Source organism: Burkholderia sp. Bp9004 (assembly GCF_003858025.1).
GTDB classification, from domain to species: Bacteria; Pseudomonadota; Gammaproteobacteria; order Burkholderiales; family Burkholderiaceae; genus Burkholderia; species Burkholderia diffusa.
On record NZ_QTQD01000022.1, the window covers coordinates 100,813 to 124,467 of the forward strand.

General features: G+C 67.7%; 22 protein-coding genes. 11 read left to right on the top strand and 11 right to left on the bottom strand.

The window, feature by feature from the left end; translation table 11 throughout:
• The first annotated feature begins 399 nt into the window (after positions 1-399).
• Together DIE08_RS22935 and DIE08_RS22940 are read left to right on the top strand one after the other, a co-directional pair.
• Positions 400-2,073: a methyl-accepting chemotaxis protein gene (locus tag DIE08_RS22935; RefSeq protein ID WP_124903728.1), complete on the top strand. Its 1,674-nt coding sequence runs from the start codon at positions 400-402 to the stop codon at positions 2,071-2,073.
• 199 nt (positions 2,074-2,272) lie between these two features.
• Entirely contained in the window at positions 2,273-3,301 is a 1,029-nt protein-coding gene (locus tag DIE08_RS22940; RefSeq protein WP_124903730.1) for an EpsG family protein, read from the top strand.
• 36 nt (positions 3,302-3,337) lie between these two features.
• On the opposite strand, the gene DIE08_RS22945 is transcribed toward DIE08_RS22940, so the two are convergent.
• From DIE08_RS22945 to DIE08_RS22960, 4 genes are read right to left on the bottom strand one after another with little or no spacing between them, the layout of a single operon-like run.
• Positions 3,338-4,213: an HlyD family secretion protein gene (locus DIE08_RS22945; protein ID WP_047900486.1), complete on the bottom strand. Its 876-nt coding sequence runs from the start codon at positions 4,211-4,213 to the stop codon at positions 3,338-3,340.
• 12 nt (positions 4,214-4,225) lie between these two features.
• Positions 4,226-4,429 carry a DUF1656 domain-containing protein gene (locus DIE08_RS22950; RefSeq protein WP_011351756.1) on the bottom strand — a complete coding sequence of 68 codons (204 nt, stop codon included), beginning with the start codon at positions 4,427-4,429 and terminating at the stop codon, positions 4,226-4,228.
• The gene (locus DIE08_RS22955) at positions 4,426-6,627 is read right to left on the bottom strand and encodes an FUSC family protein (protein WP_124903732.1); all 2,202 of its coding nucleotides are present in this window, start codon (positions 6,625-6,627) and stop codon (positions 4,426-4,428) included. The genes DIE08_RS22950 and DIE08_RS22955 overlap by 4 nt, the downstream gene beginning before the upstream one ends.
• Positions 6,628-6,642: 15 nt before the next feature.
• Positions 6,643-8,151, bottom strand: coding sequence for an efflux transporter outer membrane subunit (locus tag DIE08_RS22960; RefSeq protein ID WP_226114085.1), 1,509 nt, complete (start codon positions 8,149-8,151; stop codon positions 6,643-6,645).
• 157 nt (positions 8,152-8,308) lie between these two features.
• On the opposite strand from DIE08_RS22960, the gene DIE08_RS22965 reads away from it, so the two are divergent.
• Both DIE08_RS22965 and DIE08_RS35725 read left to right on the top strand, forming a co-directional pair.
• Positions 8,309-9,250 (top strand): LysR family transcriptional regulator, encoded by a 942-nt coding sequence (locus DIE08_RS22965; protein WP_059606568.1) that lies wholly within the window; start codon positions 8,309-8,311, stop codon positions 9,248-9,250.
• 125 nt (positions 9,251-9,375) lie between these two features.
• Positions 9,376-9,534, top strand: a complete 159-nt coding sequence (locus tag DIE08_RS35725; protein ID WP_170296438.1) for a hypothetical protein — start codon at positions 9,376-9,378, stop codon at positions 9,532-9,534.
• A gap of 56 nt (positions 9,535-9,590) precedes the next feature.
• Here DIE08_RS35725 and DIE08_RS22970 read toward each other — a convergent pair whose 3' ends face one another.
• Genes DIE08_RS22970 through wrbA form a run of 4 tightly spaced genes read right to left on the bottom strand, consistent with a single transcriptional unit; the run spans position 9,591 to position 12,894 of the window.
• Positions 9,591-10,418, bottom strand: a complete 828-nt coding sequence (locus tag DIE08_RS22970) for a metallophosphoesterase (protein WP_124903734.1) — start codon at positions 10,416-10,418, stop codon at positions 9,591-9,593.
• 24 nt (positions 10,419-10,442) lie between these two features.
• Positions 10,443-11,864 (bottom strand): FAD-binding oxidoreductase, encoded by a 1,422-nt coding sequence (locus DIE08_RS22975; protein ID WP_124903750.1) that lies wholly within the window; start codon positions 11,862-11,864, stop codon positions 10,443-10,445.
• A 20-nt stretch (positions 11,865-11,884) separates the two neighbouring features.
• Positions 11,885-12,277 carry a DUF2069 domain-containing protein gene (locus DIE08_RS22980; RefSeq protein WP_059545112.1) on the bottom strand — a complete coding sequence of 131 codons (393 nt, stop codon included), beginning with the start codon at positions 12,275-12,277 and terminating at the stop codon, positions 11,885-11,887.
• Positions 12,274-12,894 (bottom strand): NAD(P)H:quinone oxidoreductase, encoded by a 621-nt coding sequence (wrbA, locus tag DIE08_RS22985; protein ID WP_059606576.1) that lies wholly within the window; start codon positions 12,892-12,894, stop codon positions 12,274-12,276. The genes DIE08_RS22980 and wrbA overlap by 4 nt, the downstream gene beginning before the upstream one ends.
• 144 nt (positions 12,895-13,038) lie before the next feature.
• Between wrbA and DIE08_RS22990 the strand changes: the two genes are divergently transcribed.
• Complete coding sequence (locus DIE08_RS22990; protein ID WP_124903736.1) at positions 13,039-14,370, top strand: YihY family inner membrane protein; 1,332 nt, start codon at positions 13,039-13,041, stop codon at positions 14,368-14,370.
• 18 nt (positions 14,371-14,388) lie between these two features.
• Here DIE08_RS22990 and DIE08_RS22995 read toward each other — a convergent pair whose 3' ends face one another.
• Complete coding sequence (locus DIE08_RS22995; RefSeq protein ID WP_044846067.1) at positions 14,389-14,706, bottom strand: Mpo1-like protein; 318 nt, start codon at positions 14,704-14,706, stop codon at positions 14,389-14,391.
• 158 nt (positions 14,707-14,864) lie between these two features.
• Here DIE08_RS22995 and DIE08_RS23000 point away from each other — a divergent pair, with 158 nt between their 5' ends.
• From DIE08_RS23000 to aroC, 3 genes are all read left to right on the top strand, one after another.
• The gene (locus DIE08_RS23000) at positions 14,865-15,320 is read left to right on the top strand and encodes a CBS domain-containing protein (protein ID WP_044846066.1); all 456 of its coding nucleotides are present in this window, start codon (positions 14,865-14,867) and stop codon (positions 15,318-15,320) included.
• A 139-nt stretch (positions 15,321-15,459) separates the two neighbouring features.
• The gene (locus DIE08_RS23005) at positions 15,460-17,394 is read left to right on the top strand and encodes an MFS transporter (protein ID WP_124903738.1); all 1,935 of its coding nucleotides are present in this window, start codon (positions 15,460-15,462) and stop codon (positions 17,392-17,394) included.
• Between the two features lie 265 nt (positions 17,395-17,659).
• Entirely contained in the window at positions 17,660-18,760 is a 1,101-nt protein-coding gene (aroC, locus tag DIE08_RS23010) for a chorismate synthase (RefSeq protein ID WP_124903740.1), read from the top strand.
• A 69-nt stretch (positions 18,761-18,829) separates the two neighbouring features.
• Here aroC and DIE08_RS23015 read toward each other — a convergent pair whose 3' ends face one another.
• Positions 18,830-19,900, bottom strand: a complete 1,071-nt coding sequence (locus tag DIE08_RS23015; RefSeq protein WP_124626485.1) for a LacI family DNA-binding transcriptional regulator — start codon at positions 19,898-19,900, stop codon at positions 18,830-18,832.
• A gap of 238 nt (positions 19,901-20,138) precedes the next feature.
• On the opposite strand from DIE08_RS23015, the gene rbsK reads away from it, so the two are divergent.
• The 3 genes from rbsK to DIE08_RS23030 are packed head-to-tail and all read left to right on the top strand — an operon-like array spanning position 20,139 to position 23,438.
• A complete protein-coding gene (rbsK, locus tag DIE08_RS23020; protein WP_124903742.1) occupies positions 20,139-21,068 on the top strand; it encodes a ribokinase in 930 nt (309 codons plus the stop codon).
• A 58-nt stretch (positions 21,069-21,126) separates the two neighbouring features.
• Complete coding sequence (locus tag DIE08_RS23025; RefSeq protein WP_059606588.1) at positions 21,127-22,446, top strand: MFS transporter; 1,320 nt, start codon at positions 21,127-21,129, stop codon at positions 22,444-22,446.
• A gap of 44 nt (positions 22,447-22,490) precedes the next feature.
• Positions 22,491-23,438, top strand: a complete 948-nt coding sequence (locus DIE08_RS23030) for a dihydrodipicolinate synthase family protein (RefSeq protein WP_124903744.1) — start codon at positions 22,491-22,493, stop codon at positions 23,436-23,438.
• Positions 23,439-23,550: 112 nt separating this feature from the next.
• On the opposite strand, the gene DIE08_RS23035 is transcribed toward DIE08_RS23030, so the two are convergent.
• Positions 23,551-23,655, bottom strand: a 105-nt coding sequence (locus tag DIE08_RS23035; RefSeq protein ID WP_141667388.1) for a 4Fe-4S dicluster domain-containing protein, incomplete at its 5' end; no start/stop codon positions are given.

The window sequence follows — 23,655 nt, forward strand, 5'->3', positions numbered from 1 at the left end:
GGTGGCGGGACGCGCTCTGATGGGGATCGGCGCGTTCGAATCGTTGTTGCGTCAAAGAAGTCTAATGTGGCGCATCGAGAATGTCAGGACAAGTTTTGTCGCGATTCGGACATTGCTGTGACGATTCGGCCATGACGCGTTTTTTGGCCAGGTATAACGCTGCGACGCTGCGGCGGGTCCGCCTTTCATCGGGCCGCGCGGGACCGGATCGGTGTTTGCCCGGACTCAAGGCGCGCCGATGGCGGCCGTAGAACGACGCAGCGACATCACGAGTGCGCCACGTGCGGCACCGGCCACGAGCCGGGCGAGCGCAGGGCGCGCGGCATGGCGGGCCATCGCGGCAATGCCGGCCGCCGGAACCGACCTTTCCGGCGGCATGATCAATACGGGGAAATATCGATGAAAGCAGCTTCATTGCATCCGCGGCCGGTTGCGGCCGCCGCCACATCCGACGCAGCCGCCAGGCCCGCCGCATGGCGCGCGCGCTCAGCCCGGCGCGAACGCCGGTCGTGGACGGTCAAGGCGACGTTGCGCGCGGCCTTCGCGATCCTGCTGGCCGGCACGCTCGCGATCGGCGTGTTTTCGTTGTGGCAGATCAGCCGGCTGAACGCGTCGATTGCGTCGGTCTATGAGCAGGGGCACGTCGCGAGCCGGGCGGCGGAGGAGGTGCGCGCCGAGGTGCTGCGCGCGAGCCGCGCGCAGAAGATGCTGCTGACCGCGACCACCGCGAAGGAGCGCGACGACCTGGGCGCCGAGGTTGGCGCGGGGCTCGCGTCGATCGGCCAGGCGCTCGCGACGCTGCAGCGATACGCGGATCCGTCCGATGCGGACGATTCCGCGCGACTGCGCGCGTTCTCGATGGCGGTCGGCACGTGGAGCGGCCATCTGCGCGATTTCGTCGCGCTCGTGCAGGCGCAGCCGCTCGACCTGTCGCAGATGAACTGGCAAGTCGGCACGCAGGACGTGTCGCTGCTGGTCGAGACCGGCAAGCTCGAGAAGCTCGTCGCGATGCTGGTGAAGACGCGCGGCGCGAAGTCGAAGGCGACGCTCGATGCGTCCGCAACGATCTTCTCGTCGTCGTTCGCGATGATCGCGGCGATGACGGCCGCGCTGATCGTGCTGGCGATCGCGATTGCCGAAGGGGTCGTGCGCCGCCTCGCGTCGCAGCTCGGCGGCGAGCCCGCGGAGGCGAAGGCGATCGCCGCCGACATCGCGCGGGGCGACCTCACACGGCCGATACCGCTCGGCCGGCACGACCGCGACAGCATGGTGCGCGCGCTGTCCGACATGCAGACCGGGCTCGCGGCGACCGTCGGCGAGATCGCCGTCAGCGCCGAGGCGATCGCGGCCGCGTCCGGCGAGATCTCGACCGGTAACCTCGACCTGTCGCGGCGCACCGAGCAGCAGGCCGTCGCGCTGGAGCGCACCGCGGCCAGCATGGAGGAACTCACGTCGACGGTGCGGCAGAATGCCGAGAACGCGCGGCAAGCGAGCACGCTCGCGGCCAATGCGTCGGCCGTCGCGGAGGCGGGCGGCGAAGTCGTCGGGCGCGTGGTCGCGACGATGAGCGAGATCGACGACAGCGCGAAGAACATTCGCGACATCATCGGCACGATCGAGGGGATCGCGTTCCAGACCAACATTCTCGCGTTGAACGCCGCGGTCGAGGCGGCGCGCGCGGGTGAGCAGGGACGCGGTTTTTCGGTGGTCGCGGGCGAGGTGCGGCTGCTCGCGCAGCGCGCGGCGACCGCGGCGAAGGAGATCCGTGCGCTGATCGGCGCGTCGGTCGAGCGCGTCGCGAACGGCGCGGCGCTCGCGCACGATGCGGGCCGCACGATGAACGACGTGGTGCGGGCGGTCAAGCGCGTGACCGACATCATCGGCGAGATCTCCGCGGCGTCGGACGAGCAGAGCGCGGGAATCGACGAGATCGGCCGCGCCGTCACGCAGATGGATGCGGGCACGCAGCAGAACGCGGCGCTCGTCGAACAGGCAGCCGCAGCAGCGAACGCGCTCGACGAGCAGGCGCAGGCCCTCAAGTCGCTGGTCGGACGCTTTCGCATCGCGGCCTGAGCGTCGCTTCGTCCCACACCGTCGCGAGCCGTCCGTGGGCGACGCGCAGGCTGGCGGGCTGCTGTCGATCGGTGACAGTCCGTGCAGTCGGCCCGCACGCAATCCCTTACAATGCGCCTCCACATAGCTGGGGGCCAGATCCGCTCGGCGTGCGGTCGCACCGACTCCGGGGCGACCGCACGCCGAGCGGGTCGTAACAATGACGATGACGATTTACCTGACGGGATACGTGTGGATGCTCGCGTCCGCCGCGATCGGAGTGCGCATGCGCACGGCCGCGTGGCGATGGCTCGCGGCGGGCATCGCGCCGGCCGCCGCGTTCGCCGTGCTGCGGGGCCGGACGGGCACCGACACGGCGATCTACCACGACATCATTACCGGCATCTGGAGCGGCAACCTGAAGGTCGTGCCGCGCACGCTCGAACCGGGCTTCGTCTGGCTCGTGCGCGCGCTCGAGTGGCTCGGGCACGATCCGCACATCGCGATGGCGATCCTGTCGCTGCTGGTCGTCGTCGCCTGCGTGGCCGCGTTCGGCCGGAGCGCCGAGGACGCATGTGTGTTCGCCACGCTGATCTTTCCGCTGTTCTTCTACGACATGGCGATGAGCGGCGTGCGCTACGGCGTCGCGTTCTGTGTCGCGAAGCTTGCTTCGGACGCGTGGGCGCGCAGGCGGCACGGCGCGTCGCTCGCGTTCGCTGCCGCGGCGACCAGCATGCACGTGTCGGCGGCGCTGCTTGTCGTGCTGCTGCAGATCCGACGGTTGCGCCTGCTGCGCTATGCGGGGCTGGCAGTCGCGATCGGCGGCGTGCTGTTCGCGATGCATCACGACGCGCTGCTCGCGAAGGTCGGCCTGTATGCGGCGTTCACGCCGCCCGCGCAGACATCGGGCGGCGCACCGCTCGGCCTTGCGATGCTGACGCTCGCTGCCGGCTGGGTGCTGCTGGCGCGCATGCCGCGCACGCTCGTGTTCCTGTTCGTCTGCGAGATCGCGAGCTTCGCGCTCGCGCGGGTCAGCTATGCGGGGCTGCGCTTCCAGTGGCTCGTGCTGTTCGCGATGGGCTGTCAGTTCGTGCCGATACAGCACGTGCCGGGGATCCGGCGCCGGCACGTCATCGTTGCGCTGGCCCTGATCGGCGCCGTCGGCTTCGCGATGCGAATGCGCAACATGCTCGGCGAATACGGGCTCGGCCCGTCGCCGTTCCTGCCTTACCGGTTCTTCTGGGAGTGACGCGGCCGGGTGCGGTGGCGCCCGGCCGGAGTGCCGTCACGACTTCTTCTGCTTGTCCGGATCGATGATGACCGTGCAGGTCGTGCCCGCCGACAGCACCACGTCGGCCGGCACTTCGTCGATGCGGATGCGCACCGGCACGCGCTGCGCGAGGCGCACCCAGTTGAAGGTCGGGTTCACGTCCGCGACGAGGTCGCGGCTTTGCGGGTTGTCGCGATCGTAGATGCCGCGCGAGATGCTCTCGACATGGCCCTTCATCACGCCGCCGCTCATCAGCCGCATCTCGGCCGGTGCGCCGACCTTCACGCGCGGCAGCTTGGTTTCCTCGAAGTAGCCGTAGACCCAGAACGAATGGCTGTCGACGATCGCGAGCTTCGCCTGGCCGGCCACCGCGTAGTTGCCCTTGAACGTCTGCAGGTTCGTGATGTAGCCGTCGACCGGCGCGACCACGCGCGTGCGTTCGAGATTGAGCTTCGCGGCATCGAGCGCGGCGATTGCCTGCTGGTACTGCGCGTCGGCGCTCGATGCGCTGTGCGCCGCGTTCTCGCGGTTTTCCTTCGACACGACGAGCGCGTCGAGGTCGGCACGACGGGCCGCGTCGTCGCGGCGCATCTGCAATTCCGCGCGGCGGGCGGCGACGGCCGCCTGCGCCTGCTCGACCGCGATCTGATAGTGCGACGGGTCGATCTGCATGATCAGGTCGCCCTTTTTCACGAGCTGGTTGTCATGCACCGGCAGCTCGACGATCGCGCCCGACACGTCCGGTGCGACGTTGACGATCTCGGCACGGACGCGCCCGTCGCGCGTCCAGGGATCGTCCATGTAGTGCACCCACAGCGAGCGCCCGATCAGGATCGCGACGAGAAGGATGACGGCGGTCGCGACGAAGCCGAAGAGTTTTCTGAGAATCATGATGGTTCGGAATCAACGGTAAACGGCAAGACTCAGTCCGCCGCAAATGCAGACGAGAAGGCACGCACGGAACAGCGACGGGTGCCAGACGAGACGGTAGAGGCCCGTGTAGGCAAGCAGGCGGTCGACGGCCCAGGTCGCCAGCGCGCCCAGGACGAACATCAGGACCACCGTGGGCATGTAGGCATCGAGAATGGCGATTTCACGCGGCATCATGACGAGGCTCCTTGTTGGGGACGCACGGGGCGATTGCGGTTGAGCGGCTCGAGGGGCGATTCCGGATCGAGCAGCGCCGTGCGTACGAAATGCAGATGACTCAGGATGCGCTGCAGCCGATGACGCTCCTCGCGCGACGGCGTGAACGCATCGAGCGTCTGCCGGGTCGCGTCGATCGCGGCGTTGACCGCGTCGAGCGTCGCGTCGAAGCGCGCTGCGTTCGGCTTGCGGAACAGCGCGGACAGCGCGGTGCGCATCGTCTCGATCGCGCGTCGCCACGGCGTGGTCGGCGCATAGCGCGGGTCGGACGGCAGCATCGCCAGTTCGGTGCGCAGGTCGAGCGCCGCATTGCCCGTCTCCAGCACCGCGAACATCCAGCGCAGCGCGTCGCGCTGCACGTCGGGCTGGTCGGCCGATAGCGTGTGCGCCTGGAACATCAGGTCGCGCGCGCCGCTCTCGAAGCGCGTGCGCAGTCCGGCCAGACGTGCGTGGCACGCGGCGACCACCTGGTGGCGCAGGTCGGCGAACAGCCGCTTCTTGAGCCACGGCGCGGTCGGCGGAAACAGCACCGCGAACGCGATCGCCGAGACCAGCATCGACAGCACCAGCGCGAGCGCGTCGTTCATGAAGCTCATCGGGTCGTAGTGCGTGATGTTGTCGGGGCCGGCGAGGAAGCTGAAGAAGATCAGGTAGCCCATCCCGTAGCCCGCGAGCTTCGGCTTCAACGTCATGAAGATGCCGATCGCGAGCAGCGGCGCGAGGGCCGCGCACAGCAGCGGGAAGCCGTCGATGTGCGGGTAGATGCCGAATGTCAGCAGGAAGCCCGTGCATACGGCCAGCGCGGTACCCATGCCCATCTGGGCGGACATCGCGGTCGGGCGCGGCGTCGACGACGCGAGCGCGCAGGTGGCCGCGGCCGTCAGCGTCATCGTCACGCCGCTCGGCCACGCGGTTTCGATCCAGAACCAGCCGAGCACCAGGATCACGGTCGCGGTCCGAATCGCCGCGATCACCATCGCCGTCACGTTGGTGCGCGGTTCGTAGCGCTCGATCCAGCGTTCGCGCTCGTGCGTCGGGGTCGACAGCGACGCATAGGTCGCCGCGTATTCGTGCAGGTCCGTGATGAAGCGGTACAGCAGCTCGGTGGCCGTGTCGAAGTCGAGCAGTGGAAAATCCGGTTGCGTCTCGAGCGCGGCGCGCGTCACGCGGATGCGGCGCGGCAGCGCGTCGCGCCACGCGAGCAGCTGTTCAGCCGCGAGCGCGGCGTCGGCCGACGAGCGTACCGGTTCGCCATTGCGCGTCAGAAGTGGTGCGATTTCGCGGAAGTACGGCTCGATCGCATCGATCGCGGCCTGCGCGCCGGCCGCGCGCAACCGGTTCATCAACTGGTGCAGTGCGTGGAAGCGGCTCGATACGCTCATGAACTCGCTGTTCAGTCGCGCGAGGCGGCCGCTGCGCATCCGCGTGTCCGGATCCTCGAACACGGCCATGCTGCGCGCCGCTTCGAAGCCGACCACATCCGCGACGAAGCGCGCATGGATGGTTTCGATGTGCGCGCGGTCGAGCTGGCCCGACAGCGCCGCCGCGACGTAGTCGACGAAGCTGCTGAAGCGCTTGCGCACGGTCGTGCGCATCTGCTCGCCGGTGTACTGCGGAAACACCAGCGCGCTGACGACGCCTGCGGACACGATCCCGACCATGATCTCGGCGACCCGCGTCATCGCGCTCATGAACGCGCCGTCCGGATGTTGCGATGCCGGCAGCCCGATCAGCGCGGTCGTGTAACCGGCGAGCAGGAAGCCGTAGCTGCGGAAGTTGCGGTTGCGCGCGGCGCCGGCCGTGCACAGGGCGACCCACAGCGCGACGGCCAGCAGGAACAGCTGCGGCTGCTGCGGGAACAACCCGACGAACGTGAGCGTCGCGATCAGCCCGAAGATCGTGCCGGCGACCCGGTAGAAGCTCTTCGCGAGCACCGCGCCGCTTTGCGGCTGCATCACGATGAACACCGTGGTCATCGCCGTCTTCGGCGCCGGCAGGTCGAGCCGCATCGACACGCCGGTCGCGATGAACGCGGCGAGCAGTGCCTTGAACAGATAGAGCCACGCGGCGCCGTCGCTGCGGGCCCAGTCGCCGAACGCGGCGGACCAGGCCGCGAGCGGGCCGGCGGCGTGCGTGGAAGCGTGGGAGGAGGCGGACATGACGGTTGCTCCGCGTTACCGTGCGGCCGACGCGGCACTCGCGGCGGATTCGTCATGCGGCGGATGGCCGCCCTGAACGTCTGTTTCCGTCTCGACGCCGCCGCCGAGCGCGGCCATCAGCTGCGCGTGCGCGGCGAGGCGCTCGGCGTCAATGCGGGCCGCCGTCTCCTGCGCGCGCAGCAGCTGCTGTTGCGCGACCAGCACGTTCACGTAATCGGTTAGCCCGCGGCGGAAGCCTTCGCGCGACAGCTGGTAGCTGCGGTCGTTGGCGGCGACCGAGCGCGCGGCGTCCTTCTTCTGCGTATCGAGCGAGCGGATCCGCACGACCTGGTCGGCGATGTCCTTGAGCGCGCCGACGACCGTCTGGTTGTAGCGCTCGACCGCCTGGTCGTAGCCGGCGTCGGCTGCACCGAGTTGCGCGCGCAGGCGGCCGCCTTCGAAGATCGGCAGCGACAGCGCGGGGCCGGCGGTCCAGCCGCCGTTCATCGCCCGCAGGAAGTCGGCGAACGGCGCGGTCACGCCGAAGCCGCCGACCGTCGCGAGCAGATCGATGTTCGGGTAGAACGCGGCTTTCGCGACATCGATGCCCCGTGCCTGCGCGTCGACCATCCAGCGGGCCGCGACGACGTCCGGGCGGCGGCCGAGCAGGTCGGCCGGCATGGCGGACGGCAAGCCGGCCGGCGCGTCGAGCGTCAGGCTCGGCCGCTTGATCGCATCGCCGGCGCCCGGGCCCTTGCCCGCGAGCGCGGCGAGCTGGTGGCGCGCGAGCTGGATCGCTTCTTCATAGCTGTCGATCTGGCGCTCGTAGTCGGGCAGCGTCGATTCGGCCTGGCTGACTTCGAGCTGCGTGCCGAGGCCCGCCTGCAGGCGCTTGCGCGCGAGATCGGCCAGTGAGCGCTGGCGTTCGAACGTTTCGTGCGCGAGGTCGAGCAGCGCGTAGTTCATCGACATGCCGACATACGCGCGTACGACGTTGACCTCGAGCTCGAGCTTCGCCGCCCGTGCGTCGGCTGCGGTCGCATGCGCGGTGTCGAGCGCGCGCTCGGTCGCGTTCTTGTCCTTGCCCCACAGGTCGAGGTGGTACGACAGGCCGAGCGTGCCGGTGTTGTTCCACGTGTCGGTGTTGGCGAGCGGCCCCGGGCCGTAGTAGACGTTATCGGGCCAGTGCTGGCGCATCAGCGACAGGTTGCCGTTGATCTGCGGCAATTCCGCCGAACGGGCCACGCGTGCCATCGCCTGCGCTTCGCGAACGCGGGCCTCGGCGGCCGCGAGGGTCGGGTTGCCGGCCTGCGCGGCGGCGATCCACGCGTCGAGCTGCGGGTCGCGGTAAGCGCGCCACCAGTCGGACGCGGGCCAGCCCGCGTCGCGGTTCGCCGCGCGGATGGCGGCACCGGCATCGAGCGTGTTCGCTTCGATGCGGGCGGACTGCGGCTTGTTGTCGCCCATGCTCGCGCACCCGGCCATTATTAATGAGACTGCAAGAACCGCCAGTGCCAGCGTCCCTTTTGTTGCCGGAGACCGCACGATTTTCTCCCTTTCGGATATAGATGAGTCGGATGCGATTATATTTTTCAGTGATTCCTGAATAAATGGACAAGGATGCAAGTCATTTTTACGAATCCTGAGATAATATTTGTTCGACCCTGTGCAACAATCCATCCGGATTCAAACGGGTAATGCGATGGATACGCTACAAAACATGCGGGTATTCGTCCGCGTGGTCGACGCGGGAAGCTTTACCGCGGCCGCCCAGCAGATGAATTCGACTACTGCCTACGCGTCGCGCGCCGTGTCGGATCTCGAGGCGCATCTGCGCACGCGCCTCCTGAACCGGACGACACGCCGGATCGCGCTGACCGAGGCAGGCGAGCGCTACCTGCAGCGCTGCGAGCAGATCCTCGCGTACGTCGACCAGGCCGAGGCCGAAGCGGGCGACGCGCACGCGCGCCCGTCGGGCAAGCTGAAGGTCCATTGCTTCACGAGCCTCGGGCAGCACTACCTGGTGCCGGCCATCGCGCGCTATCGGCAGCGCTATCCGGACGTGCACGTCGAACTGACGCTCGCGCAGCGGATGCCCGACCTGCTCGACGAGGGGTACGACGTCGCGATCGTCGTCGGCCGCGACCTGCCCGATTCGGGGCTCGTGTCGCAGCGGCTCGGCGAGAGCTACAGCGTCGTGTGCGCGTCGCCCGGCTATGTCGACGCGCACGGCGTGCCGCGGACTCCCGCGGATCTCGAGCATCACGTCTGTCTCGGGATGGTCGCGCCGGGATTTCACTTCGACGAGTGGTCGCTGTCGGGGCCGCGCGGCGACGAGGTGATTCCGATCACGGCGCCGCCGTTCCGCGTGAACGTCGCAGAGGCGCTCGCGGTGGCCGTGCGGGAAGGGATGGGGATCGGCGGGTTGCCGCTCTATTCGGCGATCGGCGGGCTGCGCAGCGGGCACATCGTGCGCGTGATGCCCGAATACCGGTCGCACGTGATGAACATTTACGCGCTGTATCCGTCGCGCCAGTACCTCGACGCGAAAATCCGCACCTGGGTCGATTTTTTGCGCGACGAGTTGCCGGCCACGCTCGAAGCCGACGAAGCCGCGCTCGCGCAGTTCACGGCTGCGACATGAGCGCGCGGTCGACCCCGATCTGACGAGATTTGTCCTTCGCGCAACATTTTTTTACCCTCGGACGGCGGACAGTTTGATACTGTTCAAATCAGAGAGATTTGGATCTGCCCATACCCGGAGTCGCAATGGATACGCAACTGATGATCGGCCTTGGAGTTCTGCTTGGTGCGGCTGCTGCCGCCGCGGCGACGCGCGATCTGCTGCGCGCGATGAAGGCACGGATGAAGCCGGTGCCGGTGCGGGTGCGCCCGTCGTCGAACGGATCGCGCCGCGCCGATCGCTGATCGGGCGGCCTTTCGGATCGGGAAGGGCCGCATCACGCGCCCCGACGGCCGGGCGCTCAGCCGAGTTCGACCACTCTGTCCCACGCAAACGCGGGATTTTCCAGTTCGCCGGTGCGCCGGTGGATATAGCCGCGCGGGTTGCACACCACGCGCGTGCCGCTGTCGGTCACGTAATCGAATGATGTATGCGTGTGGCCGTGGATCCACAGGTCCACGGGCGGCCGCACGAGTTCAGCCATGTCCGTGACGAATCCCGCAGATGCGAGGTCTTCCGCGTAACGCTCGGCCAGCGAACGCAGGTGCGGCGCATGATGGGTGACGACGATCGTGCGGCCGTCGAACGGCGTCGCGAGCCGTGCTTCCAGCCACGCACGGCCTTGCCGGTGCAGCGCGATCGCGTCGGCCGGCGTGAAATCCCGCTCCGGCGCCACCGCCGCATGCAGTGCCGCATCGTGCGGCCACGTCACCTGGATCAAGCCCTTGAAATCGAGCATCACACGCATGCCGGCATCGATCGCGCGTGCGATGCTCGTCTCGTCGGCGCCGAACAGCGAGAAATCGGACCACAGCGTCGTACCCAGCACGCGGAAGCGCTGCGCCGGATCGACGTACACGCCGTTGTTCAGGTAATGCACGTTGTCGATCGCCTGCGCGGCGTCGCGCATCGCGGTTTCGAGCGCACCGAATTCCCCGTCGTAGTACTCGTGGTTGCCCGGCACGTAGATCACCGGCACGTCCGTGTCGAACGTTTCGGCGGCCCAGCGCAGGCCTTCCGCGTGATTGTGGATGTCGCCGGCCAGCACGACGAGATCCGCGTCGGCATGCGCGATCGTGTCGGGCTGGTTGCTTTCGAGATGCAGGTCGGAAAGGACGCGAACTCTCATGGACATCGCTCCGGGTTGGGGGCTTCAGCGCAGGACCTTGCCGGGATTCATCAGCCCGCGTGGGTCGAGCGCGTTCTTCAGCGTGCGCATGAGTGCCGTTTCGACCGGCGACTTGTAGCGCTGCGCGTCGTCGATCTTCAACTGGCCGATCCCGTGCTCCGCGCTGATCGTGCCGTGGTGGCGGTGCACGTTGTCGTAGACGATGCGATTGATCGGCTTCTGGAATTCCGCGAGGAACGCCTTCGCATCGCCGCCTTCGGGCGTCTGCACGTTGTAGTGCAGGTTGCCGTCACCGAGGTGGCCGAACGTGACCATCCGTGCGCCGGGCGCGGCCTGCTGGATTGCCGCGTCGGTTTCGTCGATGAAGCGCGCGATCGACGAGATCGGCACCGCGATGTCGTGCTTGATGTTCAGTCCCTCGTCGGCCTGCGCGAGCGGGATGTGTTCGCGCAGATCCCAGAACGCGCGCGACTGCGCGAGATTTTCCGCGACCACCGCGTCGACCACGAGCCCGGCCTCGAACGCCTCTTCCATCAGCTTTTCGAACAGCGCGCGGGCGTGCGTTTCGCTTTCGTTGTCCGACAGTTCGAGCAGCACCGTCTGCGCATGCGTGCGGTCGAACGGATAGCGCAGTTGCGGATAATGCTTGCCGACGAGCTGCATGCAGAAGTCGGACATCAGCTCGAAGCCGGTCAACAGCGGGCCGGCCGCGCGCTGCGCGAGCGCGAGGAAGTCGAGCGCCGCGTGCGGCGACTCGAGCGCGGCCAGCGCGGTGACCTGCGCGGCCGGCAGCGGATGCAGCTTCATCACGGCGGCCGTGATGATCCCGAGCGTGCCCTCCGCACCGATGAACAAATCGCGCAGGTCGTAGCCCGTGTTGTCCTTGCGCAAGCCGCGCAGGCCGTCCCAGGTCTCACCCTGCGGCGTCACGATCTCGAGCCCGAGGCACAGCTCGCGCGCGTTGCCATAGCGCAGCACCGCAGTGCCGCCCGCGTTGGTCGACAGGTTGCCGCCGATCGTGCAGCTGCCTTCGGCGGCGAGGCTCAGCGCGAACAGCCGGCCGCCTTCGCGGGCGCGCGCCTGCACGTCGGCGAGGATCACGCCGGCTTCGACCGTGATCGTGTTGTTGTGCGGATCGAGCGCGCGCACGCGGTTCAGGCGCGCGAGGCTCAGCACGGCCTGGTCGCCGCTCGCGTCAGGCGTTGCGCCGCCGGCGAGGCCCGTGTTGCCGCCCTGCGGCACGAGCGCGACGCCATGCGTGTTCGCGAGCCGGACGAGCGCGGCGACTTCGGCCGTATCGGCCGGTTTCAGCACCGCGCACGCGCGGCCTTGGTAGCGGCGGCGCCAGTCGATCAGGAACGGCTCGGTGTCGTGCGGATCGGTCAGAACGTAGGTGGCGCCGATCGCGTCGCGGCAGGCGGAAACGAAGGCTTCGGAAGAATTCATCACGTTCGGTCGCGTAAGGGTCAGGACGCGGCGCGCTGCCGCTTCGCCGCGCGCTTGAACGGCGCGACGTATGCAAGCGCTGCCACGAAGAAGCCGACGGCGAGCGCGGTCTCGCACCAGCCGAGCGTCGCGGACAACCCGCGGTCGGACATGCCGCGCACGATGCCTTCGGCGAAATAGACGAGGATCAGCATGCTCGCCCACTGCATCGTATAGATGTTACGCCGCCAGACGCCGGGCAGCGCGAGCGCGAGCGGCACGGCCTTGAGCATCAGCGCCGAGCCGCCCGGGCGCAGCGGCGCGAGCCACAGTTCCCACGCGAGCGACAGCGCGATCAGTGCGACGAGGCACGCGGCCGCGGCCAGCGCGTAGCGCGGCCGGGCGGCGACGGCGGGGCGGGCGGGCGCATTCATGCGGCTTCGGCCGCCTGGGCGGCGGACAGGGCCGACGCCGCGCGGGCGAGCCGCGCGCCGAGCGCGGCCGCGAGCGCTTTTTCGTCGGCCGACAGCCCTTCGGGCGCGCTGCGATCGTGCTGCGACACGTGCGATGCGCCGTACGGCGTGCCGCCGGTGCGCGTCGTGCTGAGCGCGGCTTCCGTGTACGGGATCCCGACGATCATCATCCCGTGATGCAGCAGCGGCAGCATCATCGACAGCAGCGTCGATTCCTGGCCGCCGTGCAGGCTGCCGGTCGACGTGAACACGCAGGCCGGCTTGCCGGTCAGCGCGCCTGACAGCCATTGCGGGGTCGTGCCGTCGAGGAAATACTTGAGCGAGGCGGCCATGTTGCCGAAGCGGGTCGGCGAGCCGAGCGCGAGGCCCGCGCATTCCTCGAGGTCGCGGAGTTCCGCATAGGGCGGGCCGTCGTCGGGGATGTCGGGGGCGGTGGCTTCGCAGACAGTCGAGACGGGCGGCACGGTGCGGATGCGGGCCTGCATGCCGGGCACGCTGTCGATGCCGTTCGCGATAGCTAGCGCGAGATCGCGCGTGGCGCCGTGGCGGCTGTAATAGAGGACGAGAATGTCTTTCATGGGCGACGGGGCCGCGTGCGGCCGCGCGCATGCCCGGTGCAGTCGGCCCCTGCTGGATCGAGCGGCTATTATAGGGGCTGAAGTCGTCGCGCAGCGCGGCGGCGGCGCGCCGTCGCGCACGCGCCATCGAGAAGGAGAAGCCGTTTGCCGAAGTTGAGCGTCGATCTCGACACCCTCAAGCGCCTCGCGCAGTTCGCGGCCCGGCGTAGCGCCGAGGATCGCATCCCGCAAGTGGCGGGCAGCCTCACGTTCACGACGATGCTGGCACTCGTGCCGCTCGTGACGGTCGCGTTCGCGCTGTTCACCGCGTTCCCGATGTTCGCATCGTTTCAGATCTCGCTGCAGGGGTTCCTCGCGGATCACCTGATGCCCGCGCAGTTCAACGTCCAGATCTTCAAGTACCTGAACCAGTTCGCGTCGAAGGCCAAGGGGCTGACGACGGCCGGCCTGATCGTGCTCGTCGTCACGTCGGTGATGACGATGATGACGATCGAGTCCGCGTTCAACCTGATCTGGCGGGTGCGCAAGCCGCGGCCGTTCGCGCAGCGCGTGCTCGCGTACTGGGCGCTGATCACGCTTGGCCCCTTGCTGTTCGGCGTGAGCCTGTCGATCTCGTCGTACCTATTCACGCAGTCGCTGGCGTTCACCGGCGCCGGGCCGTCGACGTCGATCGTCGAATGGCTGCTCGCGTTCGTGTCGCTGCCGCTGACCGTGCTCGCGTTCACGTTGCTGTACGTGTACCTGCCGAACTGCACGGTCGCATGGCGCGACGCGGTGATCGGCGGGCTGTTCGCGGCCATCGCGTTCGAGCTCGCGAAGCGCGGCTTCGGCTATTACGTGCGGCGCATTCCGACCTATACGGCCGTCTACGGTGCGTTCGCGGCGCTGCCGGTGTTCCTGCTGTGGGTGTACCTGAGCTGGTTCATCGCGCTGCTCGGCGCGATGGTGGCGTCCGCGCTGCCGGCGATTCGCGTCGGCCAGTTCCATCGCATCCACTATCCGGGCAGCGATCTGCTCGACGCGCTCGAATTGCTCGCGCGACTGGCCGAGGCGCGCGCGGTCGGCAAGGCGGGCTATACCGCGATGCGGCTCGCGACCATGTTGCGCTGCGACATGGAAACCGCGCAGCGGCTGCTGCTGACGATGGAGGAGCGGGAATGGATCGCGCGGCTGGAAAGCGGCGAACCCGCGCCGCACTACATCCTGCTGGCGAATCCGGAGCAACTGACGCTGGCGCAGCTGTTCGACGTGTTGGTGATCGACCGCACGGAACTGACCTACCAGCTGCAGCGACGCCGCAGCCACGTCGAAGGTGCGGCATTGCTGGAGGTGCTGTCGAACGACCGGTTCGACGTATCGCTTGCGTCGCTGATCGCCGAGCACCGGCTCGCCGGCGTGCAGCCGGCGGAGACCGTGCCGGGGTCCGTGCCCGGCGCGGCGCCCGACCCGCACGCGCGGCCGCCGAAAACGGCGTGACGCGCCGCCGGGCGGGCGTTACAGCGGGATCTTCCCGGTGCAGATGTCCTTGAACATCACCCAGTCGCCCATCAGGCTGTAGATCGGGTGCCGGAACGTGGCGGGGCGGTTCTTCTCGAAGAAGAAGTGTCCGACCCACGCGAATCCGTAGCCGCACACGACCGCCGCCGGCAGCCACGGCCAGTGGCCCGTCGCGATCGCCATCGCGACGCAGCCGATCACGCCGAGCGAGCCGATGAAGTGCAGCCGCCGCGACGTGAGGTTCTGGTGCTCGTTCAGATAGTACGGGTAGAAATCAGCGAAGCTGGCGAATTGCTCCGTATGCGTATGCGCCATGGCCGTCTCCTCGGGCCGCTGTCGATGGAGTCATTGTGCGGCGGGCGGCCCGCGTCCGCAAGCGGGGGCGGCCGCGCCGCGCGGGCCCGCGCTTTCCTTTTGACAGGCTTTCCGATAGGATCGAAAGCGGATTTGCATTCAAGCATGAGGGGACTACGATGCGCGTCAGCGATATTCTGAAAGTGAAGGGCAACACGCTGTTTACGGTGACGCCCGATAAGCCGCTGCGCGAAGCGGTCGATACGATGGCCGAACACGATATCGGTTCGCTCGTCGTGATGGAGTACGGCGATCTCGTCGGGATGCTGACGTTCCGCGAGATCATCCTGCGCCTCCACGTGAACGGCGGCGCGATCGGCGACGTGCAGGTGCGCAAGGTGATGGACGAGCCGCTCACGTGCACGCCGGAAACCGATGTCAACGAAGTGCGCCGGATGATGCTCGAGCGCCACGCGCGCTACATGCCGGTGCTCGACAAGAAGGTCCTGATGGGCGTCATCTCGTTCTACGACGTCGCGAAGACGGTCGTCGAGGCGCAAAGCTTCGAGAACCGGATGCTGAAGGCGTACATCCGCGACTGGCCGGAATCGGAAGCCGAAGCGCAGAAGCCGTGAAGCACGTCGCGCCCTGTGCCATGACGCGCGGGCGCTGCCACTCGGCGCACGGCGGCGCAGGTTCAGCCTGCGCCGCCGTTTTTTCGACAACCATACAAGGCCCGCGCAGCTTCGCCTAGACGATGCGCGCGTATTCCGCATGAGCGATCACACGCAAGTCTCTTCCGCGTCGCGCGGCGAACGGCGCGCCCACGCGTCGCAGTTCGACCTGTTGCGCCAGCGCCGTTTCGCGCCGTTCTTCACGACCCAGTTCCTCGGGGCGCTGAACGACAACGTGTTCAAGATCGGATTCACATCGCTCGTCACCTATCACACCGCGCGGTTCTCGGGCGTCGACGCGAAGACGGCCGCATTCCTGATTTCCGCGATCTTCATTCTGCCGTTCGTGCTGTTTTCGGCCACCTCCGGCCAGATCGCCGACAAATACGACAAGGCGACGCTCACGCGCTTCGTGAAGACTTTCGAGATCGTGCTGATGTTGGTCGGCGCGGCCGGCTTCGTCATGCACAGCGCGACGCTGCTGTACCTGTGCACGTTCATGATGGGGATGCACTCGACGCTGTTCGGCCCCGTCAAGTATTCGTACCTGCCGCAGCATCTCGGCGACCACGAACTGGTCGGCGGCAATGGTCTCGTCGAGATGGGCACGTTCATCGCGATCCTGATCGGGACGATCATCGGCGGTGCGGCCGCGGGCATCGAAGGCAGCGGTGAGCGCGTGCTCGCCGTCAGCGTCGTCGTCATCGCGCTCGCGGGGCGGCTCGTCGCGCAGCGCGTGCCGCCGACGCCGGCGCCGCAGCCCGATCTCGTGATCAACTGGAACCCGTTCAGCGAGACGTGGCGCAACCTCGGGCTCGCGCGACAGAATCGCACCGTGTTTCTGAGCCTGCTCGGCATCTCGTGGCTGTGGTTCGTCGGCGCGACGTTCCTGACGTCATTCTTCAATTTCGCGAAAGACGTGCTGTCCGCGAGCCCCGATGTCGTCACGGTCCTGCTCGCGACGTTCTCGGTCGGGATCGGCCTCGGCTCGCTGCTGTGCGAGCGGCTGTCGCAGCGGCGCGTCGAGATCGGCCTCGTGCCGCTCGGCTCGATCGGCATCAGCGTGTTCGCGATCGAGCTGTATTTCGCCAGCCACTCGCTGCCGTCGCCCGGGCATTTGCTGTCGGTCGGGGAATTCCTGGCCGGTGCGCGCCACTGGCGCATCCTGGCCGACCTGTTCCTGCTCGCGATGTTCGGCGGCTTCTACAGCGTGCCGCTGTATGCGTTGATCCAGAGTCGCAGCGCGCCGACCCATCGTGCGCGGATCATCGCCGCGAACAACATCCTGAACGCGCTGTTCATGATCCTGTCGGCCCTGATGGCGATGGGGCTGACCAAGGCCGGCGTCGACATCCCGGGCCTGTTCCTCGTCACCGCGCTGCTGAACGTCGTGGTCGCGACGTACATCTACCTGCTCGTTCCGGAGTTCCTGCTGCGCTTCGTCGCGTGGGTGCTGGTGCACACGTTCTACCGGATTCGCCTCGTGCATGCGGAGCGGATCCCGGAAGAGGGCGCGGCCGTGCTCGTATGCAACCACGTGAGCTACGTCGACGCGCTCGTGCTGGCGGCGGCGAGCCCGCGGCCGATCCGGTTCGTGATGGATCACCGGATATTCAAGACACGCTTCGCGAGCTGGGTGTTCCGGCATGCGAAGGCGATTCCGATCGCGCCGCGCCATGAGGATCCCGACATGCTCGCACGCGCGTACGACGCGTGCGAGGCCGCGCTGAAGGATGGCGAACTCGTGTGCATCTTCCCGGAAGGCAAGCTGACCAAGACGGGGGACATCAACATGTTCCACCACGGCATCACCGAAATCCTGGGCCGTACGCCGGCGCCCGTGATTCCGATGGCGTTGCGCGGGCTGTGGGGCAGCTATTTCTCCCGTCATGCCGATGCGCGCATGCCGCGACCCATCAAGCGCGGCGCGATGAGCCGGCTGACGCTCGCGGTCGGCGAGCCGATCCCGGCCCCGGTCGCGACGCCCGAGGCGCTGCAGGCCGCGGTGACCGAGTTGCGCGGCGCGCGAAAGTGAGCAGGGGCGGGCCCGGCGCGATGCCGCCGGGCCGTGCCGACGGCGGCGAACCGGCCCGTTCGACCGGAACGGTGCGGGTCGACGGCCCTTGCGCCCGGCCGTCTGCGTGACAGGTCCGTGTGGTCTGAACGGTTCACGCGGCCCGCAGGCACGGGACGGCTGGCATAATAGCGGTTTACTTCTTTTTCTCGACCGGCAAACGATCGGCCTGCCAGCGGTCCCGGCAGCGCATCGGTTTGTCCAATTCTCTTTGGGCGGTTCCATCATGTCCGGCAATACCCTCGGCACGCTTTTCACTGTCACGACCTTCGGCGAATCGCACGGTCCCGCGATCGGCTGCGTGATCGACGGCTGCCCGCCGGGAATGGGGCTGACCGAAGCCGACATCCAGGTCGAACTCGATCGCCGCAAGCCCGGCACGTCGCGGCACGTGACGCAGCGCCAGGAGGCGGACGAGGTCGAGATCCTGTCCGGCGTGTTCGAAGGCGTGACGACCGGCACGCCGATCGCGCTGCTGATCCGCAACACCGACCAGCGCAGCAAGGACTACGGCAACATCGTCGAGACGTTCCGCCCCGGCCATGCCGACTACACCTACTGGCAGAAATATGGCATCCGCGACTACCGCGGCGGCGGCCGCTCGTCCGCGCGCCTGACCGCGCCGATCGTCGGCGCGGGCGCGGTTGCGAAGAAATGGTTGCGCGAGCGTTTCGGCGTCGAGGTGCGCGGCTACATGAGCGGTCTCGGCGAGATCGACGTGCCGTTCGTCGACTGGTCGCACGTTCGCGAGAATCCGTTCTTCTCGCCGAACGCGGCGGTCGTTCCGGAGCTGGAAGCCTACATGGACGCGTTGCGCAAGGACGGTGACTCGATCGGCGCGCGCATCGACGTCGTTGCGTCGGGCGTGCCGGTCGGCTGGGGCGAGCCGGTATTCGACCGGCTCGACGCGGACATCGCGAAGGCGATGATGAGCATCAACGCGGTGAAGGGCGTCGAGATCGGCGCGGGCTTCGACAGCGTCGCGCAGCGCGGCTCGGTGCACGGTGACGAACTGACGCCGGCCGGCTTCGTTGGGAACCATGCGGGCGGCGTGCTCGGCGGGATCTCGACGGGGCAGGACATCACCGTGTCGATCGCGATCAAGCCGACATCGAGCATCCGCACGCCGCGCCGTTCGATCACGAAGTCCGGCGAAGAGGCGACGGTCGAAACCTTCGGCCGCCACGATCCGTGCGTCGGCATTCGCGCGACCCCGATCGCCGAGTCGATGCTCGCGCTGGTGCTGATCGACCATGCGCTGCGCCATCGTGCGCAGTGCGGCGACGTCGAGACGCCGACGCCGAAGATCGCGGGCAGCGCGACCTGATGCAGCGGGGCCGGCACGCGCCGGCTCGACCGATTCGCTGCGAAACGGGGCGCCTGGGGCGCCCCGTTTTCATTGGGCCGCCGAATTCGGCGGCGCGGCCGATTCGCGCACCCGCAGCTCCGGCAGGATCGCGCAACCGGGCCCGGCTTCTCCGTGCTCGAGTGCGTCGAGCAACGCGCGGGCGGCCTTGCGGCCGATCGCATCGGTGTCGACCCACATCGTCGTCAGCGCAGGCCGGATTTCGCGAGCCAGCGCGACATCGTCGAAGCCGGTGATCGACAATTGCGACGGCACCTCGAGGCCGATTGCCTGCGCTTCCAGTAAGGCGCCGAGCGCGAGCGCGTCGTTGCCGCAGATCACGGCCGTTGGGCGCGTCGCCCCGCTGTCGGCGATCGCGCGCAGGCTCGCACGCCCGAACGCGATCGTGGCCGGGCCTTCATGCTGGTGGATCGGCCGGACCGCGAGCCCACGCGCGGCGAGCGTGTCGTGGATGCCGCGCAGGCGGGCCTGCACACGATCGTTGTCCGCCGAAGGCTGCATGATGATCGCGAAATCGCGATGCCCAAGGTCGAGCAGGTGCGTGGTCAGTCGCGCGAATGCCGCGCGGTTGTCGAAACCGATGCAGCAGTGCGGGCTGTCGTCGCGGTAGGCATAGGTGACGACGTACGGCACCCGATGCAGGTCGAGCAGTTCGAATACTTCCGCCGGATAGGCTTCGCCGACCAGCGACACGGCTTCGACGCCGCGCGACAGCATCGCGCGCACCTGCGCGAGCGCCTGTGCCGGGTCGTAATTCGAGCAGCCGAGGAACAGGGTGATGCCGTGCTCGGCCATGACCGCCTGCATGCCCGCTACCTGCGACGCAAACACCTGGTCGTCGAGCGTCGGGATGATCGCACCCGTGATGTGGGTTCGCGTGGATGCGAGTGCTCGGCCGGCCGCGTTGGGAATCCAGTTCAGTGCGCGTGCCGCGTCGCGCACGCGCTGCTGCACGTCGGCAGAGACCTTGCCGGGGTCGTTGTAGACACGCGAAACGGTCGCGGTCGACACGCCGGCGAGTTTTGCGACATCCCCGAGCACCGATCGGCCGCTGCCGCGGCGTGCGCGAGCCGCGCCGCCGCTGGATGGGGGCGTACTCATTGGTCATCCCCGGGCGCGGCTGCCCCGCAGGCGCCGCGCGTGGTCAAAAACGCCATCGTTTACCCTCGATTCATCGTGGTCCCGCTTGCATTCCCGGTCGTGCCTGTGCGAATGTAAGCGCTATCTTGATGCTACTCCGTATTATGTCAGACACAGATTGCAGCCGCATTGTGAAATTTTCGTCGACGACGGCCGTTCCGGCTATTTTGTTTGCCGCAAATGTAAGCGGTTACATTGAATGAAGATCCACGCAAAGCCCTCTCGAATCGCGGTCGTCGGCAGTATCAACGTCGACCTCGTCACGCATGCGCCACGGCTGCCCGTGCCGGGCGAAACGCTGCTCGGCACGACCTTCCAGACCGTTCACGGCGGCAAGGGTGCGAACCAGGCGGTGGCGGCGGCCCGTCTGGGGGCGTCGGTCGCGATGATCGGCTGCGTTGGCGACGACGCGTTCGGGGCGCGCGTGCACGACGCGCTGGCGGCCGAACGTATCGACGTGACGCACCTGCACCGGATCGACGGCGAGGCAACCGGCGTGGCGACGATCACGGTCGATGCGCACGGGGCGAACAGCATCGTGGTCGTGCCCGGTGCAAACGCACGCCTCGATGGCGAATTGATCGACGAGGCGCGCGACGCGATCGCCGGCGCGGCGCTGATGGTGTGCCAGCTCGAGGTGCCGATCGAGAGCGTCGCGCGCGCGATCGGCAGTGCGATCGCATATCGCACGCCGGTGCTGCTCAATCCGGCGCCTGCACGGCCGCTGTTCGACGCATTGCTGGCCCAGATCGACTACCTCGTCGTCAACGAAACGGAAGCGGAGTCGCTGACCGGCATCGCCGTCGGCGACGACGCCTCGGCGGTGCGCGCCGCCGAGGCGCTGCGCGCGAAAGGCGTCGGCAACGTGCTGGTCACGCTGGGTGCGCGCGGCGTCTGCTGGCGCGGCAGCGCTGGGAACGGCCGCCATCGGGCAATGGCGGTGGTCGCCGTCGATACCACGGCGGCCGGCGACACCTTCGTCGGCGGATTCGCGGCCGCCCGGACGAGTGGTGCGTCGATGGACGACGCGATCGCGTTCGGCCAGCGCGCGGCTGCAATCAGCGTCACGCGCCACGGGGCGCAGACGTCGATTCCGACACGCGAGGAAGTGGAGAGCATGGCGGTATAGATTCCGCGACGACGGAAAGCGCGGGCAGGCACCCGCCTATGACATGGAGACAATCGAAATGAACGAAGACCAGGCTGTTCCGACTGCGCCGCCACGTATCCGGCGCGGACAACGTATCGCGCTTGCGCTGCTGATGGCGAGCGGAATCGTCAACTATCTCGATCGCGGCACGCTGGCCGTCGCGAGTTCGGCAATCCGGAGCGATCTCGGGCTGTCGCTCTCGCAGATGGGGTTGCTGCTGTCGGCATTCTCGTGGAGCTATGCGCTGTGCCAGTTTCCGGTCGGCGGGCTCGTCGATCGCATCGGGCCGCGACGGCTGCTCGGCATCGGGCTGATCGTCTGGTCGTTCGCGCAGGCAGCGGGCGGCCTCGTATCCACCTTCGGCTGGTTCATCGTCGCGCGCATCGTGCTCGGCATCGGCGAGGCGCCGCAGTTCCCGTCGGCGGCGCGAGTGGTGAGCAACTGGTTTCCGTTGCGTGCACGCGGTACGCCGACCGGGATCTTCAACGCGGCGTCGCCGCTCGGTACCGCGCTCGCGCCGTTGCTGCTGTCGGTGCTCGTCGCTTCGTTCGACTGGCGCTGGGCATTCGTCGTCACGGGGGCACTCGGTCTCGTTGTCGCCGTCGTCTGGTTTGCGTCGTATCGCGATCCGGCGCGTGCGCAATTGACCGCGGCGGAACGAGCGTATCTCGATGCCGATGCGCAGACGGCCGTCGCGGCACCCAAGCTGACCTTCGCCGACTGGCGCAGTCTGTTTTCGCACGGCACGACCTGGGGCATGCTGATCGGATTCTTCGGTTCGGTGTATCTGAACTGGGTCTACCTGACCTGGCTGCCGGGATATCTGACGATGGAGCGTCACATGAGCCTCATTCGCACCGGGTTTGCGGCATCCGTGCCGTTCCTGTGCGGGTTCGTCGGTTCGCTCGTTGCCGGCTGGCTGTCGGATCTGGTGACGCGCCGTAGCCGCTCGCCAGTCGTGAGCCGGCGCAATGCGGTGGTCGTCGCGATGCTCGGGATGGTCGCGTTCACGATTCCGGCCGCGCTCGTGCAGAGCAACACGGTGGCGCTCGCATGCATTTCGGTCGTGATCTTTCTCGCCAATGCGGCATCGGCATGTTCGTGGGCGCTCGCGACGGCGGCCGCACCGCCGAGCCGTGTCGCATCGCTCGGCGCGATCCAGAATTTCGGTGGTTTCATCGGCGGTGCGCTCGCGCCGATCCTGACGGGTGTGATCGCGCAGAAGTGGTCGTTCGTGCCGGCGCTGCTGACGGCGGCGGCAATCGCATTCGCCGGCGCAATGGCTTACCTGCTGCTGGTGCGCAAGCCGATTCCCGAGCAGTCCGCGAGTGCGGCGCCTGGCGCGCTACCGGCTTGAGGCTGCCGGCTACCCCCTGTATTCATTGAAGGAAGGAGAAACAGATGCAATCACATCAGCAGGCGAGCACGACCATCGAAGGGATCGTGCCGGTGATGCTGACGCCGTTCGACGATACCGGCTCGATCGACTACGCGGGCCTCGAGCGACTCATCGAATGGTATCTGGCGCACGGCTCGGATGCGCTGTTCGCGGTCGCACAATCGAGCGAGATGCAATTCCTGAGTCTTGCGGAACGTGCGGAGCTTGCGCGTTTCGTGGTCGAGCGGGTGGCCGGGCGGGTGCCTGTCGTCGCGTCCGGGCACGTCAGCGAAGATCTGGACGCGCAGGTCGCCGAGCTGTGTGCCGCGGCGGAATCGGGTGCGCAGGGCGTGGTGCTCGTGACCAACCGCCTCGATCCACAGCGCAAGGGCAGCGCCGCGTTTCTCGATCATCTTCACAAGCTGCTCGCCCGATTGCCGGCGGATCTGCCGCTTGGCTTGTATGAATGTCCGGCGCCTTATCGGCGATTGCTGTCCGATGACGAACTGCGCGCGTGCATCGACACCGGCCGCTTCGTGATGTTGAAGGACGTGAGCTGCGACCTGGAGACGGTGAAGCGACGCGTTGCGCTGGCCGCGGGCTCGCCGATGAAGATCCTGAATGCGAACGCCGCGATCGCATGGGATGCGATGAAGGCGGGCTCCGCCGGTTTCAACGGCGTGTTCACCAACTTCCATCCCGATCTGTATCGGTGGCTGCGCACGCAGAGCGACTCGGATCCGGCGCTTGCCGAAGAATTGTCGGCGTTCCTGGTGCTCTCGGCGGTGTCGGAAGCGCTTGGCTACCCGGCGCTCGCGAAGATCTATCATCAACGGATCGGCACGTTCGGATCGATTCGCTGCCGCTCGATCGACTACGACGTGCGGGAGCGGTTCTGGGCACTCGATGCGGTGCTCGACAAGATCGTGTCCGGTACTGAGCATTTCCGTCGACGGATAGCGGCGCGCTAGCGCAGCCGGTGCGGGGCGCGGTGGATGAATCGCGCGACCGATGGCGGGCAGGGCAGCGTCGAATGCCGGCCGGACGAAAAAAACGCCGCGCAAGGCGGCGTTTTCCGGCAGGTTACATGTTCGGGTAATTCGGCCCGCCGCCGCCTTCCGGCGTGACCCACACGATGTTCTGCGTCGGGTCCTTGATGTCGCAGGTCTTGCAGTGCACGCAGTTCTG